Annotated in this window: 15 protein-coding genes; 7 read left to right on the plus strand and 8 right to left on the minus strand. The window is 65.0% G+C overall.

The genetic code is table 11. From position 1 onward, the window contains the following. The first annotated feature begins 266 nt into the window (after positions 1 to 266). On the plus strand, positions 267 to 950 hold the full coding sequence (locus tag B4K74_RS05595; RefSeq protein ID WP_286692111.1) for a hypothetical protein: 684 nt from the start codon (positions 267 to 269) through the stop codon (positions 948 to 950). A 16-nt stretch (positions 951 to 966) separates the two neighbouring features. Here B4K74_RS05595 and B4K74_RS05600 read toward each other — a convergent pair whose 3' ends face one another. The 5 genes from B4K74_RS05600 to B4K74_RS05620 all read right to left on the minus strand — a co-directional run bounded on the left by B4K74_RS05600 (position 967) and on the right by B4K74_RS05620 (position 6197). Further along, positions 967 to 1620 carry a DarT ssDNA thymidine ADP-ribosyltransferase family protein gene (locus tag B4K74_RS05600; RefSeq protein ID WP_286692112.1) on the minus strand — a complete coding sequence of 218 codons (654 nt, stop codon included), beginning with the start codon at positions 1618 to 1620 and terminating at the stop codon, positions 967 to 969. Positions 1621 to 1630: 10 nt separating this feature from the next. Beyond that, on the minus strand, positions 1631 to 3163 hold the full coding sequence (locus B4K74_RS05605) for an acyl-CoA carboxylase subunit beta (protein WP_286692113.1): 1533 nt from the start codon (positions 3161 to 3163) through the stop codon (positions 1631 to 1633). Between the two features lie 103 nt (positions 3164 to 3266). Beyond that, positions 3267 to 4421 carry a GNAT family N-acetyltransferase gene (locus tag B4K74_RS05610; protein ID WP_286692114.1) on the minus strand — a complete coding sequence of 385 codons (1155 nt, stop codon included), beginning with the start codon at positions 4419 to 4421 and terminating at the stop codon, positions 3267 to 3269. Then, positions 4418 to 4876 carry a RidA family protein gene (locus B4K74_RS05615; RefSeq protein ID WP_123287557.1) on the minus strand — a complete coding sequence of 153 codons (459 nt, stop codon included), beginning with the start codon at positions 4874 to 4876 and terminating at the stop codon, positions 4418 to 4420. The genes B4K74_RS05610 and B4K74_RS05615 overlap by 4 nt, the downstream gene beginning before the upstream one ends. A gap of 73 nt (positions 4877 to 4949) precedes the next feature. After that, entirely contained in the window at positions 4950 to 6197 is a 1248-nt protein-coding gene (locus B4K74_RS05620; protein WP_286692115.1) for a DNA polymerase IV, read from the minus strand. A gap of 120 nt (positions 6198 to 6317) precedes the next feature. On the opposite strand from B4K74_RS05620, the gene B4K74_RS05625 reads away from it, so the two are divergent. After that, complete coding sequence (locus B4K74_RS05625; RefSeq protein WP_164461973.1) at positions 6318 to 6683, plus strand: response regulator; 366 nt, start codon at positions 6318 to 6320, stop codon at positions 6681 to 6683. A gap of 4 nt (positions 6684 to 6687) precedes the next feature. Then, positions 6688 to 8052, plus strand: coding sequence for a PleD family two-component system response regulator (locus tag B4K74_RS05630; protein WP_286692116.1), 1365 nt, complete (start codon positions 6688 to 6690; stop codon positions 8050 to 8052). A 256-nt stretch (positions 8053 to 8308) separates the two neighbouring features. Here the strand turns inward: B4K74_RS05630 and rpmG are convergent, their stop codons facing one another. Continuing rightward, positions 8309 to 8476 carry a 50S ribosomal protein L33 gene (gene rpmG / locus B4K74_RS05635; RefSeq protein WP_029417689.1) on the minus strand — a complete coding sequence of 56 codons (168 nt, stop codon included), beginning with the start codon at positions 8474 to 8476 and terminating at the stop codon, positions 8309 to 8311. A 138-nt stretch (positions 8477 to 8614) separates the two neighbouring features. On the opposite strand from rpmG, the gene B4K74_RS05640 reads away from it, so the two are divergent. Further along, positions 8615 to 9199 carry a hypothetical protein gene (locus tag B4K74_RS05640; RefSeq protein WP_286692117.1) on the plus strand — a complete coding sequence of 195 codons (585 nt, stop codon included), beginning with the start codon at positions 8615 to 8617 and terminating at the stop codon, positions 9197 to 9199. A 30-nt stretch (positions 9200 to 9229) separates the two neighbouring features. Next, a complete protein-coding gene (locus tag B4K74_RS05645; RefSeq protein ID WP_286692118.1) occupies positions 9230 to 10834 on the plus strand; it encodes an AbgT family transporter in 1605 nt (534 codons plus the stop codon). Between the two features lie 3 nt (positions 10835 to 10837). On the opposite strand, the gene cobS is transcribed toward B4K74_RS05645, so the two are convergent. Together cobS and B4K74_RS05655 are read right to left on the minus strand one after the other, a co-directional pair. Further along, positions 10838 to 11842, minus strand: coding sequence for a cobaltochelatase subunit CobS (gene cobS / locus B4K74_RS05650; RefSeq protein ID WP_286692119.1), 1005 nt, complete (start codon positions 11840 to 11842; stop codon positions 10838 to 10840). Between the two features lie 40 nt (positions 11843 to 11882). Then, positions 11883 to 12539, minus strand: a complete 657-nt coding sequence (locus tag B4K74_RS05655; RefSeq protein ID WP_286692120.1) for a J domain-containing protein — start codon at positions 12537 to 12539, stop codon at positions 11883 to 11885. A gap of 45 nt (positions 12540 to 12584) precedes the next feature. On the opposite strand from B4K74_RS05655, the gene B4K74_RS05660 reads away from it, so the two are divergent. Both B4K74_RS05660 and B4K74_RS05665 read left to right on the plus strand, forming a co-directional pair. Next, the gene (locus B4K74_RS05660; RefSeq protein ID WP_123287747.1) at positions 12585 to 12899 is read left to right on the plus strand and encodes a BolA family protein; all 315 of its coding nucleotides are present in this window, start codon (positions 12585 to 12587) and stop codon (positions 12897 to 12899) included. A gap of 86 nt (positions 12900 to 12985) precedes the next feature. Beyond that, positions 12986 to 14794, plus strand: a complete 1809-nt coding sequence (locus B4K74_RS05665) for an ATP-binding protein (protein WP_286692121.1) — start codon at positions 12986 to 12988, stop codon at positions 14792 to 14794. Positions 14795 to 14814: the final 20 nt, after the last annotated feature.

A 14814-nucleotide genomic window follows, 5' to 3' on the forward strand; every position in this document is an offset into this window, starting at 1 on the left:
TTCGCGAATTCGGGGATGACAATAGCGCGTCAGGGGCTCGTCCGCATCGGGGGCAAGGCCGGCGGAGGCGGTCTCAATGCCCGGCCAGTAAGCAAACACCCGCTCCGCCGTGGGCGAGCGCAGGCGGTTGCGGGAACAGAGGAAGAGGAGGTGGGTCAGAGGATTCAAATGGGTATGTGTCCCGCTTTCAAAATCAATCTGACTTTTACCCCACCCCTTGTTAGGTCGAACAATCGCCAGCTTGGCTAACAGCGGTCCTGATTCGTATGGCTATCGTTATCATAATCATCATCGCCGTGGTCGCGTTCGTGATCTGGTCAAAAGGCGCGGCCAAGTCCGCCAAAATGAAGTATCTGCAAGCTCACAACAATGCCTTCGTCGAACGCTTTGCAGGCAAGTATTCCAAGCCAAGCTGGTGGGACTGGAAAGACAAAGCGATGACCGCTCGCGTGAAGGATATAGTCAGACCGCTCGTGTCCAAATCCGGCTTCAGTCCGGTGGCGGTCGCTTTATGGCTCGATGGAGACGAGACATGGGAAGACTTACTGACATTCATGGCCCATGCTGAGCGGGCGGGCTTTAAGCAAGTCGAGCAGATTGCACTTCTGCCGGATTTTGCTCTCTCGGCGCTAAATGTCGATTTGTTCAACGAAAAGAATCTGACGGACAAGAATATCTTGCTCTATCTGATAGCCGCAACGAAACAGCGTAATCAGCAAAATAACGTCGATGTCACAGACATCCCATACAAACTTGTTGAGGAATACATTGTCTCCCGAGGGGGTGCGATGGACGAAGAAGTGAGGGAATTTTACCCCTGTTTTAACTACGAGTTCGACTACCGCTCTGTGATGCGGAGTGTGGCATTCGTTGAAGGGTGCAGCCCCACGTCAATCACCGTCTACGACAACGCGCCCGATCCCTATCGTTCGTTCCACCCTTCGTATTGACGCTAATGAAGCAAGTTCAGCCCCAAGCGTAAAATCCGCTGGCGATTCTTGGTTTGAATGGGCGGACGAACACTTCACACTCTCGGCGGCCGGCCGCGTCGAATACATATCGGACGGCCCGCTCATGCTCGCTTGTCTCGACCCAAGCGCCGGTAATGTAATCGGGGCTAATCGCACTCAACACCTGAACTTCGGCATCCGCGCGCGTAGGAAAGCTCGGCGGCAGCCCATGCTTTGCGCGGAATCCGACCGGATAGTCGTCAAACAGCTTTTCCAGCGCCCAATCACCGTAACGATTATGGTTCTCGTATTTCGTGGAGGATGTCGGCACACCCTGGCCGTAGAAGCGACAGCGATAGCGCCATAGAACGTCCGGGCTGAGGCCAAGGATCAGCCACGCCTTGTTCCCGGACTTATGCCGCTTCGCATCGAAAAGCTCCGGTCGGTAGCAGGTGACCGATACCGAGACGGCGTCATCTTCGCCGTCCAACCGGGAACCGATCACGGCACCCGCGTGCATCAATTCCCTACGTGTCCTTATCCCAAAGGCGAGGATCAGGGGCAATAATTCGAGTGGAGTGAAGTGAAGGACGCAGTCGATCTGCCGTCGCTCGACGACCGACAGGATGCCTTGCTCGATCTTTTCACGGTATTTGTCCCGTAGGGTCAACTGACAAGTCCTACAACGGAATATTATCGTGCTTCTTCCACGGGTTCGTCTGCTGCTTGTTCTTCAGCGTGCGTAGGGCGCGGATCAGTCTCCGCCGCGTCCCGTGGGGCATGATGACGTCGTCGATGTAGCCGCGGCTGGCGGCGACGAAGGGGTTGGCGAAGCGTTCCTTGTATTCGGCCTCGCGGGCGGCGAGGGCCTCGGGGTCGCCGGCTTCCTTGCGGAAGATGATCTCGACAGCCCCTTTCGCCCCCATGACGGCGATCTCGGCGCTGGGCCAGGCGTAGTTGACGTCGCCGCGCAGGTGTTTGGAGCTCATCACGTCATAGGCGCCGCCGTAGGCCTTGCGGGTGATGACAGTCAGTTTGGGCACGGTGGCCTCGGCGTAGGCGAACAGCAGTTTGGCGCCGTGTTTGATCAGGCCGCCGTATTCCTGACGGGTGCCGGGCATGAAGCCGGGCACGTCGACGAAGGTGACGATGGGGATGTCGAAGGCGTCGCAGAAGCGGACGAAGCGGGCGGCCTTGCGGCTGGAGTCGATGTCCAGAACCCCGGCCAGCACCTGGGGCTGGTTGGCGACGATGCCGATGGTCTGGCCGTCGAGGCGGCCAAAGCCGGTGACGATGTTCTTGGCATAGTCGGGGGCGATCTCGAAGAATTCGGCCTCGTCGACCGTCTTCAGGATCAGCTCCTTGATGTCATAGGGCTGGTTCGGATTGGCCGGGACCAGGGTGTCGAGGCTGGCCTCGTCGCGGTCGGGGTCGTCGTAGCTGTCGCGGACCGGCGGCTTTTCGCGGTTCGACAGGGGCAGGAAGCCGATCAGGCGGCGGACTTCGGCCAGGGCCTCCAGATCGTTCTCGAAGGCGCCGTCGGCGACGCCCGACTTGCCCGCATGGACGCGGGCGCCGCCCAGCTCCTCGTGGGTGACCACCTCGTTCGTCACGGTCTTCACGACGTCGGGGCCGGTGACGTACATGTAGGAGGTGTCCTTCACCATGAAGATGAAGTCGGTCAGGGCCGGGGAATAGACGTCGCCGCCGGCGCAGGGGCCCATGATGACGCTGATCTGGGGGATGACGCCGCTGGCCAGGGTGTTCTGCAGGAAGATGTCGGCATAGCCGGCGAGGCTCTCGACGCCTTCCTGGATGCGGGCACCGCCGGCGTCAAAGATGCCGATGATGGGCGCGCCATTGGTCAGGGCCATGGTCTGCAGCTTGACGATCTTGGCCGCATGGGCGCCGGACAGGCTGCCGCCGAAGACGGTGAAATCCTTGGAGAAGACATAGACCAGACGACCGCCGATGGTGCCGCGGCCGGTGACCACGCCGTCGCCGGGGATGCGCTGATCCTGCATGCCGAAGTCGTGCGAGCGGTGCTCGACGAACATGTCGGTTTCCTCGAAAGAGCCCTCGTCCAGCAGAACCTCGATGCGTTCGCGCGCGGTCAGCTTGCCCTTTTTGTGCTGGGCGGCGATGCGGGCTTCGCCCCCGCCGAGCTTGGCCCCGGCGCGGCGTTGTTCCAGCTGGTCGAGAATGTCTTGCATGAGGGCCTCCTTGAAGCGCCGAGCCTTAAGGAGGGTGGGCGGAGGTGGCAAGTATTCCTCCCCCTGAGGGGGAGGGATGCTGAACTAGCCAGCCCGGGCGAGGTCAGGTCTTGCGGAAGGGGGACTCGGCCTCGGTCTGGGCCTTGATCTCGGCCAGGATGGCGGGGCGCTCGTGGTCCAGATAGCGGGCGATGGCGTCGCGAAAGCCCGGGTCGGGGATGTGGTGGGCCGAGCGGACCGGGGTGGGCAGATAGCCGCGCGCCAGCTTGTGATGGCCCTGGGCCCCCGCCTCGACGCGCTTGAGGCCGCGCGACAGGGCGAATTCGATGGCCTGATAATAGCAGAGCTCGAAATGCAGGAAGGGGATGTCCTCCAGCGTGCCCCACTGGCGGCCGTACAGGGCGTCGCGGCCGATCAGGTTGAGGGCGCCGGCGATGGGGGTCTCGCCCCGGTAGGCCATGATCAGGGCGATGCGGTCGGCCATGGTTCGGCCGATGCGCGCAAAGAAGTCGCGGGTCAGATAGGGGCGGCCCCATTTGCGACTGCCGGTGTCGAGGTAGAAGGCGAAGAAGGCGTCCCAGACGGTCTCGGTCAGGTCGGGGCCGGTCAGGATTCGGATGTCGAGCCCGGCCTGCGCCTCGCGCCGCTCGCGCCGGATGGTCTTGCGGCGATTGGAGGACAGGGCGGCGAGGAAGCCCTCGAAATCACCATAGCCCTGATCGGTGAAGACGTACTGCAGGTCGAGGCGGGGTAGCCAGCCGGCGGCGGCCATTTCGGCCCCCTCGACTTCGGTCGGGAAGTTGACGTGGATCGACGACAGGTCGAGGCGCGCACACAGGGCCTCGGCGCCCTGGATCAGGGCCTGACGGACGGTGCCGGCATCGGCCTCGGGATGGATCAGGAAGCGCGGCCCGGTGACGGGGGTGAAGGGCACGGCGCCCAGCAGCTTGGGGTAGTAGCGCCCGCCCGCGCGCTCCCACGCCTCGGCCCAGGCGTGGTCAAAGACGTATTCGCCGCTGCTGTGCCCCTTCAGCCAGAGCGGCATCAGGCCGAGGACGCGGCCCTGGCCGTCCTCGAGCGCCAGATGCCGCCCGGCCCAGCCCTGATCGGGCGCGGCGCTGCCCGAGGCCTCGCAGGCGTCGAGGAAGTCATAGCCGATGAAAGGATCGCCTGTGGGGGCGGCCAGGGGCTCCCACGCGTCCCGGCCGACATCGGCGACCGCGCCGTGGACGCGGAGGGTAAAGCCTTCGTCCGTCACTTCACCTCGACGATGGCGTCCACCTCGACGGCGAAGCCCAGCGGCAGGCGATAGACGCCGACGGCCGAGCGGGCGTGACGACCGGCGTCGCCGAACACCTCGACCATCAGGTCCGAGCAGCCGTTGATGACGGCGGGAATGGCGATGAAGTCGGGCCCGGCCTGGACGAAGCCGCCCAGCTTGACCACGCGGACGACGCGCTCGAGGTCGCCGCCGAGGGCGTCCTTGATCTGGGCCAGCAGGTTGACGCCGCACATGCGGGCGGCACGGGCAGCCTCTTCGGGCGAAACGTCGACGCCGACCGTGCCCTTGATGCCGCCCGAGGCATCATTCGACAGCTGGCCCGAGATGTGGACCAGATTGCCGGTGCGCACCCACGGCACATAGTTGGCGACGGCCTTGGCGGGCTCGGGCAGGTCGAGGCCCAGTTCGGCGATGCGGGCGGCGTAGGTCATGGTCGTCTCCTGATGTCTTTGGCGGCATTTAGCCCGGCGCGGGCGAGGCGTCACCCCGTCCGCGATGTCGCGCTCAGCTTTTCAGCGACCGGCCCGAGATGACCGCGCCCGGGCCAAAGCGGTCGCGCAGCCGGTCGATGGTGGTCTCGGTGGTGAGCTCACGCGTGCGGTCGGCGGCGAACAGGCCGGGGGCGACGTCGGCGGCATCGACCAGATCGGCCATGCCGATGCCGATCAGGCGATAGGGCGTGCCCAGTTCGGGCGTGAGCAGGGCCCGGCCCTCGGCAAACAGGGTGCGGGCGGTCTGGACCGGATCGGGCAGGGTCCGCCTGCGGGTCAGGATGCGGAAGTCGGAGCGCCGCAGCTTGAGCGTGACCACCCGCCCGGCGATGCCGTCACGCCGGGCCTTGGACGCCAGCTTTTCGCACAGGGGCCAGAGCTCGGCCTCGAGGTCCGTCGCCTTCGACAGGTCGACGTTAAAGGTGGTCTCGGCGCTCATGCCCTTGCGGTCGTGCTCGGGGTCGACCGGGCGGCTGTCGCGACCGTGGGCCAGGTCGGATAGCCTGAGGCCCCAGTCGCCATAGCGTTGGACCAGATCGCGGACATCGGCCTCGGCCAGCCGTCCGATGGTGTCGAAGCTGTCGGCCCGCAGGGTGCGCCCGAAGATCGGCCCGACGCCCGGCAGGATCGAGACGGGGCGGGGGGCCAGCAGCTGCTGCGCCTCGGACCCGATGACGGAAAAGCCGCGCGGCTTGTCCATTTCCGAGGCGACCTTGGCGAGGAAGCGGTTGGGGGCAAGCCCGATCGAGACGGTCAGGCCGACCTCGTCCTCGATCCATTTCTGCAGCCGGGCCAGTTGCCAGGCGGGCGAGCCGCCGTTCAGCCGCTCGGTCCCGGACAGATCGGCCCAGGCCTCGTCCAGCGACAGGGTCTGGATCAGGGGGGTGAGGTTGGCGAGGGCCCCCAGGATCCGGCGGCTCTCATGCTTGTACTTCGCAAAGTCCGGCTTGATCACCACGGCATCGGGGCAGGCCTTGAGCGCCTTGAACATCGGCATGGCCGAGCCCACGCCATACTGGCGGGCGACGTAGCAGGCGGTCGCGACCACCCCGCGATGGCCGCCGCCGACGATCACCGGCACATCGCGCAGCTCGGGCCGGTCACGCTTTTCCACCGAGGCATAGAAGGCGTCGCAGTCGAGGTGGGCGATGACCAGACGGTCCAGCTCGGCATGGGTGACCATGCGCGGCGAGCCGCAGGCCGGGCAGCGGGTTTCCGGGCGGTCGAAACGCGACAGACAGTCTCGGCAGAGGGACGTCATCGGAAGCACCGGAGCCGGGGGTGGCCCTTCACGTCAACTTAAGACTGGGCGGGCAGAGTGGATAGGGAGAAGACGACCAACAGCCCCGCCGGTGGCAAGGGGCGGCAGGAACCGGTGATGATGTCGAAGAAAGTCCTCATCGTGGAGGATAACGAGCTGAACATGAAGCTGTTTCATGACCTGCTCGATTCCCAGGGCTATCAGACCTATCAGACCCGCGAGGGGCTGACGGCGATGGCCATGGCGCGCCAGCATCGTCCCGACCTGATCCTGATGGATATCCAGCTGCCCGAGATCAGTGGCCTGGAAGTGACCAAATGGCTAAAGGACGATGAGGAGCTGTCGCACATTCCGGTGGTGGCCGTGACGGCCTTTGCCATGAAGGGCGACGAGGAACGGATCCGCCAAGGCGGCTGCGAGGCTTATATCTCCAAGCCGATCTCGGTGATGCATTTCCTGGACGTTGTCCGGAAGCATATGGGCTGAACCGATGCCCGCCCGCATCCTTGTTGTCGACGACATCGAAACCAACGTCCGGCTTCTCGAAGCCAAGCTGACGATGGAGTATTACGACGTCCTGACCTGCAACAGTGGTCAGGCGGCGCTGGAACTGGCCGCCGAGCATCATCCCGACATCATCCTGCTGGATGTGATGATGCCCGACATGGACGGGTTCGAGACCTGCCGTCGGCTGAAGGCCGATCCGGCGACCCGGCATATTCCGGTGGTGCTGGTCACCGCACTGGACGGGCGCGAGGAGCGGATCAAGGGGCTGGAAGCCGGGGCCGACGACTTTGTCACCAAGCCGATCGACGATGTGGTTCTGCTGGCGCGGATGCGCTCGCTGACGCGTCTGAAGTCGATCATGGACGAGCTGCGCTCGCGCGAGGAAAGCGGTCGTCGGCTGGGTGTCGACACCGATGCCGCGGGGCGGCTGCGGGCCACGGGCGGACGCATCCTGCTGATCGATGACGACCCGCGTCAGGTCGAGCGAATTCGCAGCCAGCTGGATGGCGAACACCGGCTGACCGTTGAGACGGATATCGAGAAGGGGCTGGCCGCCCTGCGCGGTCCGTTTGACTTGGTGATCGCCAATACGGCCTCGCGCGGGTTCGACGGACTGAGGCTGGTGGCCCAGAGCCGCTCGCTGGAGTCCACCCGCCCGCTGCCGGTGCTGGCCGTGGTCGATCCGCATGAGCGCGCCCGCATGATCAAGGCGCTGGAGCTGGGCGCCAACGACATTCTGGCCACGCCCATCGATGTCGAGGAACTGGCCGCCCGCGCCCGCACCCAGGTGCGGCGCAAACGCTATGCCGACTTCCTGCGCCAGAAGCTGGACTACAGCCTTGAGATGGCGGTCACCGATGCCCTGACCGGCCTGCATAACCGCCGCTACATGGCCGGCCAGCTGCAGGCGCTGGTGGGGCGTACCAATCAGGGCAGCGAGCCTGTGGCCGTGCTGATGATGGACATCGACCACTTCAAGGCGGTCAACGACGGTTTTGGCCACGACGCGGGCGACGAGGTGCTGCGCGAGTTCGCCGTACGTCTGGCGACCAAGGTGCGGGCGGTTGACCTGCCCTGCCGGATGGGCGGCGAGGAGTTTGTCGTGGTCATGCCGGGCACCCGGCTGGAAGACGCCGTCCGCATCGCCGACCGTATCCGCGCCGACATGGCCGGGGCGCCGTTCCCCGTCATGGGCGGCGACGCCCACCTGCAGATCACCATCTCGATCGGCGTGGCCGCGACCACCGGCCGTGAGGACACGCCCGACGCCCTGCTGAAACGCGCCGACGAGGGGGTCTATGAGGCCAAGTCGGCGGGTCGCAACCGGGTGATTGCGCGGGCAGCGTAGGACGGGGCTGTGTGAAGCCACGTAAGGGGTTCATCACAACGAACACAAAGGCTTTCACAAAGAGCACAACGAGGGTGAGGGCGGACACCGGTCCCGTTGTGTCCTTTGTGCGTTCGTGGTGCTCTTTGTGGAGAAGCCGCTTCGCGAGACGTCCAGCACAGCAAAACGCCCGGCCATTGCGGACCGGGCGTTCCAATACTCGGATCGGCCTCGCTTCGCTCGTTGTCCGAGCATGACGAGGGTCTAAAGCAGGATCTTACTTGATCTTGCCTTCCTTGAATTCGACGTGCTTCTTCACGACCGGGTCGTACTTCTTGACGACCATTTTTTCGGTCATGGTGCGGGCGTTCTTCTTGGTGACGTAGAAGAAGCCGGTGTCCGCCGTGGAGTTGAGGCGGATCTTGATGGATGCCGGTTTGGCCATCGGACAATTACCTTTGCGACGGCGAAAGCCGTGGAATGAGAGGCGCGGAACATACTCAGGCGCGCGCCCAAGTCAACGCCGACATTGCCACAGCCGGTTTTTCTTGTGCCCGGGGGCCGAGCGGCTACGGTATCGGCCATGAAAACCCTGCCCATGGCCCTGAGCGCCCCCGCCGCCGCCCTGTCCCTGATGCTGTTGGCCGGCTGTGCTTCCGGCCCGTATGCGAGCGGTGGTGACGCGCAGGACGCCTTCTTTGCCAATCTGACCGAGCTGTGTGGCCAGACGTTCGAGGGCAAGGTTGTCACGGATGATCCGGTCGATGCCGATTTCCGCAGCCAGCGGCTGGTCATGCATGTGCGCGACTGTTCCGCGACCGAGATCCGCATTCCCTTCCATGTCGGCGACGACCACAGCCGCACCTGGGTGATCACCCGCACGCCCGGTGGCCTGACGCTGAAGCACGATCACCGCGACCCGGATGGCACGACCCACACCCTGCACTGGTACGGCGGGGATACGGAGAATGCGGGCACGGCGACGCGTCAGGAGTTCCCGGTGGATGGCTTCTCCATCGCCCTGTTCAACGCCAATAATGCAGCGGTTTCGACCACCAATGTCTGGGCGGTCGAGGTCAATCCGGGCGAGACCTATGTCTATGAGCTGGCCCGCGAGAACCGCCTGCTGCGGGTGAGCTTCGACCTGACGAAGCCGGTCGCCCGCTAGGCCGCATTCCTTCAAGACCGAGAGGTAACGATGACCGACACCCCGCCGGCCACGCCGAACGGCGCCCCGCCCACAGGCAAACGCAACCTGTTCACCCGGTTTCTGGACGGGGTGGAGTGGCTGGGCAACTGCCTGCCGCACCCGGTGACGCTGTTCTTCCTGCTGGCGGTGGGGATTGTGCTGCTGTCGGGCGTGTTCGGGGCGATGGGGCTGGCGGTCGAGGATCCGAGGCCGGAGGGGGCTTCGGGCCGTGCCGATGACGGCATGATCCGCGCGGTCAGCCTGATGACCGCCGACGGTCTGCGGCGCATCTTCACCGGACTGGTCGGCAATTTCACCAGCTTTGCGCCACTGGGTGTGGTGCTGGTGGCCATGCTGGGCGTGGGCGTGGCCGAGCGGTCTGGCCTGTTGTCGGCGGCGGTGCGCGGCATTGTGCTGGGCGCTTCGCCCAAGGTGGTGACGTTCGCCATCGTCTTTGCCGGGGTGCTGTCCAATACGGCGTCCGAGATGGGCTATGTCGTGCTGATCCCGTTGGCCGGGGCGGTCTATTACTCGCTGGGGCGACATCCGCTGGCGGGTATGGCGGCGGCCTTTGCCGGGGTGTCCGGCGGCTATTCGGCCAATCTGCTGATCGGCACGGTCGATCCGCTGCTGGCCGGGATCACCGAGGAGGCCGCGCGCCTGATCGACCCGACCTATGCGGTGACGGCGACGGCCAGCTATTTCTTCATGTTCATCAGCGTGTTTCTGGTGACGATCATCGGCGGTCTGGTCAGCATCTATATCGTCGAGCCCAAGCTGGGCGCCTATGACACGAGCAAGGCCGATCCCGAGATCCTGAAGGGCGGGTCGATGGACGCCCTGACGCCGCTGGAGAAGAAGGGGCTGAAGGTCGCCGGTCTGGCGGTGCTGGGGGTTCTGGCGGTGATGGCGCTGACCCTGGTGCCCGACTGGGGCCTGTTGCGCGACCCGGAGACGGGGGACCGCATCCGCTCGCCCTTCTTCAGCGGCTTTGTCACCTGGATCCTGCTGTTCTTCCTCGTGGTCGGCTTTGCCTATGGGCGGACGGTCGGGACGGTGAAGAACGACCGCGATGTGATCGACGGCATGGCCTCGGCCGTGTCGACGTTGGGCCTGTATGTCGTGATCGTCTTCTTTGCCGCCCAGTTCGTGGCCTTCTTCGGCTGGTCGAACCTCGGGGCCATAACGGCGGTCAATGGCGCCACCTTCCTCAAGGAGAGCGGGCTGACCGGGCCGGCGGTGTTCATCGGCTTCATCCTGATCTGCTGTTTCGTGAACCTGATGATCGGCTCGGCCTCGGCCCAGTGGGCGATGACGGCGCCGATCTTCGTGCCCATGCTGATGCTGATCGGCTATTCGCCCGAGGTGATCCAGACCGCCTACCGGATCGGGGATTCCACGACCAATATCATCACCCCGATGATGAGCTATTTCGGCCTGATCCTGGCGTGGGCGACCCGCTACAACAAGGACATCGGCATCGGCACGATGATCGCGATGATGCTGCCGTATTCGATCTTCTTCACGATCGCCTGGACGGTGCTGTTCTTCCTGTGGGTGTTCGGCCTGGGCCTGCCGGTGGGGCCGGGATCACCGACGTATTACGGGGGGTAGGCCCTACCCCACCTTCACCCGCGTCGCGGCTTCAGGCAGGTCTTCGCCGAAGGCGCGCTGGTAGAACTCGGCGATCGTCGGCCGTTCCAGTTCGTCGCATTTGTTTAGAAAGGTGAGGCGGAAGGCGAGGCCGATGTCGCCGCCGAAGATGGTGGCGTTCTGGGCCCAGGTGATGACGGTGCGGGGGCTCATGACCGTCGAGATATCGCCGTTCATGAAGGCGTTGCGGGTCATGTCGGCGACGCGGACCATGGCGGCGATGGTGCGTTTGGCCTCGGCGTCGTTCCACTCGGGCACCTTGGCGGCGACGATCTCGGCCTCGACGTCGTGGTCGAGGTAGTTGAGCGTGGTGACGATGTTCCAGCGGTCCATCTGGCCCTGATTGATCTGCTGGGTGCCGTGATAGAGGCCCGAGGTGTCGCCGAGGCCGATGGTGTTGGTCGTGGCGAACAGGCGGAAATGTTTGTTGGGGCGGATGACGCGGTTCTGGTCCAGCAGGGTCAGGCGGCCCTGGGCCTCCAGCACGCGCTGGATGACGAACATCACATCGGGGCGGCCGGCGTCGTATTCGTCGAACACCAGGGCGATCGGGCGCTGGATGGCCCAGGGCAGCATGCCCTCGCGGAATTCGGTGACCTGTTTGCCGTCCTTCAGGACGATGGCGTCCTTGCCGACCAGATCGATCCGGCTGACGTGGCTGTCGAGGTTGACGCGCACCAGCGGCCAGTTGAGGCGGGCGGCGACCTGTTCGATATGGGTCGATTTGCCGGTGCCGTGATAGCCCTGAACCATGACACGGCGGTCAAAGGCAAAGCCCGCGCAGATCGCGAGCGTCGTCTGGGGGTCGAAGCGATAGGCGTCGTCGATGTCCGGGACATGGCTGTCACGCTCGGTGAAGACCGGCACGGTCATGTCGGCGTCGATGCCGAACAACTCCCGGACCGTCGCCTTGCGGTGCGGTTCGAGCGTCAGCAGAGGATCGGGCGAGGAGTCGAGCGGAGAGGTCATGGGGTGCGCTTAGCGGATGCGGAGGGGGAGTTGAAGCCCGTCAGGCCAGACCGGCCTTTTGCAGGGTCTTCCAGGCCTTGATGACGCGCTGCAGCTTGGCCTCGGCGCCGCGGTCGCCCTTGTTGTGGTCGGGGTGAAAGCGCTTCAGCAGCTCGTGGTAGCGGGCCTTGATCGCCTTTTTCTCGACGCCGGGCTCCAGATCGAGGTCGGCCAGGGCGGCGCGCTCCAGCCGGCCGATGCGGCGGTCCTCGCCCGGCTGCTCGGGCACGGTCTCGCCCCGGCGACCGAACAGGCCGAAGCTGTCGCGCCAGGTGCCGCCGGTGGTGCCGGCCTTTGACGCGGCCGCAGATTCCCGGTTCAGGCGGCCGGCCTTCATCTCCCAGGTCGGACGCCCCCCGGTCATGGCCTCATTCTCGCGGGCGGCGCGGATGTCCTCCTCGCTCATCCCGGCATAGAAGTTCCAGCCCTTGTTATATTCGGCGGCGTGCGACTGACAGAAGTCGTAGAAGTCGTTGATGCGCTCCCGCGACTTGGGCGCCCGGGCCGTGGCCGCGCGCGTGCAGTCGGGCCACTGGCAGGGCTTTTCGCCGGGCTTGAGGCGCAGGACATCGGCCTCGGCCGCCCGCTCCTCGTCGGTGCGAGGGGGCTTGACCCGGATGTCCGTGAAGCGCGGCTTGTATTGAAACGAGGAAGGCATCCTGTGAAGTGTAGGGCTGATTTGGTCCTCATCAAGGAAGATGGCATGTCGCACGGCCCGATTGCGCAAAGAATCCTCGAAAAGCTGGGGGCAGGGCTGTCCCCGGACGCGATTGAGCTGGTCGACGACAGCGCGCGCCACGCCGGCCACCACCATGAAGGCGGCATGGATGCCCGGCCCGGCGGCGAAAGCCATTTCAACCTGATGATCGTATCGGAAGCCTTTGAGGGCCTGACCCGGGTGGCGCGGCAGCGGCGGGTGCTGGACCTGCTGCGCGAGGAAATGGCCGGGCCGGTGCACGCCCTGTCGGTCAAGGCGCTGACGCCGGACGAGGTGCAGAAGAGTCCCAACATGTCGTAATCCGCGACCAGGACAAAGATTCACCTCGTCTTAGAAACTTCACAGTAGCGTCCACCCTGAAGTGAACGGTGCGGAGGGGGCCCGCCTTGGTCGAAACAGACGGATTAGGGCAGGATTCAGCGCCCGGGGAAGCTGCGGCAGCCCTGCGGGCCATCCTGCAGACCCAGTATCTGCGCTATCTGATCATCACCAGCTGGGCGCTGGGACTGCTCGCGACCCTGGGCTCCATGACGGCCGGTCTGTGGTTCGTCGGAACGCTGGCCGCCGGTGCCGCGCGCGGCGCGGTTGAAAAGCGCATCAGCGAACGGGTCGGAACCGGGTGGGGTCTGATTTTTCCCGCCGTGGCGACCGTGACGACCGCCGCCTGGGCCGCCGCACCGCTGCTGGCCTGGTTCTCGGGCGCGCCGTTCGGACAGCCTCTGGCCCTGACGCTGCTGGTCTCCGGCTATGTGCTGGTGTTCGCGCAGCTGCGCAGTTCGCCCCGGCAGGCCCTTGTGATTTCCTCGCCCTATGGCGCTGTGGCTGTGATTATTGCGGTGAGCCAGTGGGGCACGCCGCTGTTCTGGCCGTTCCTTGCCGTGCTGCCCTTCACGGCGGCCGGCCTGTTCGTGCTGGTGACCATGACCATGATGCGCGAGGAGCGAATTCGCGCGTTTCAGGCCCACCAGGCCCATCTGATCGAAGAGCTGGAAGCGGCCCGCGACAAGGCCAACGCCGCCAATGACGCCAAGTCCAACTTCCTGGGAATCATCTCGCACGAGCTGCGCACGCCGATGAACGGCGTCCTCGGCGCGGCCCAGCTGCTGAGCGCGACGCGCCTGGAGAATACCCAGCGGGAATATCTGTCGATCATCCGCAACTCCGGCGACAATCTGCTCAGCCTGCTGAACGACATCCTCGACATGACCAAGATCGAGGCCGGGAAAATGACCTTCGAGATCGTCGATGTGTCGGTCGAGGACCTGCATCGTCGCGTGACCGGCCCGTTCCAGGCCCAGGCCGAGGCCAAGGGCCTGATGTTCGAGGCGACCTACGAAGGCGACATCCCGGCGACCGTGAAGGGCGACCCGCTGCGTGTCTGTCAGGTGATCCACAATCTGCTGTCGAATGCTGTCAAGTTCACCGACACGGGCACGGTGGCCTATACGGTCAGGGGCAAGCGACTGGCCGACCGGCGGGTGGCGTTCGAGTTCGCCGTCACCGACAGTGGCACCGGGATTTCTGCCGCGGATCTCGAGCGTCTGTTCCAGCCCTTTACCCAGGTCGATGCCTCGTCGACGCGCCGGTTCGGCGGGACGGGCCTGGGCCTGACGATTTCGCGGCGCATGGCCAATATCATGGGCGGTGACATCACAGTGACCTCGGAGCTGGGCAAGGGGTCGACCTTCATCTTTGCGGTTGAGGCCGAGGTCGTGGAGTGGGCCGCCCCGAAAGCGGTCGAGGAAATCACTGCAGAGGTCGAGGACGGCCGTCAGATGTCGGTGCTGATCGTCGAGGATCACCCGGTCAACCGCATGATCCTGGAAGCCTGGATGAGCTCAGCCGGACATGTCTCGACCGCTGCCGAGAACGGACAGCTGGCGCTGGATGCCTGTGCGGAACAGCCGTTCGATCTGATCATCATGGACGTCAACATGCCGGTCATGGACGGCCTGACGGCGACCCGGCACATCCGCGACGGAGCCGGCATTAATGCCGGAACGCCGATCGTGGTGCTGTCGGCCTCGGCCCGCAGCGAGGATCACGCCGCAGGGCTTGAGGCCGGGGCCGATGCCTATCTGAACAAGCCCATCGACTTTGCGGCCCTGGCCCAGATGATGGCTCTCGTCGGTGAGGGCCGTGAGGCGTTGCGGGCGACGATGGGCACAGAGGCTCCGGTCCAGGCCGCCGCCTGACCCGCTGACTGCGTAAAGAA

It is taken from the genome of Brevundimonas sp. UBA2503 (assembly GCF_002341485.1).
Lineage (GTDB): Bacteria > Pseudomonadota > Alphaproteobacteria > Caulobacterales > Caulobacteraceae > Brevundimonas > Brevundimonas halotolerans.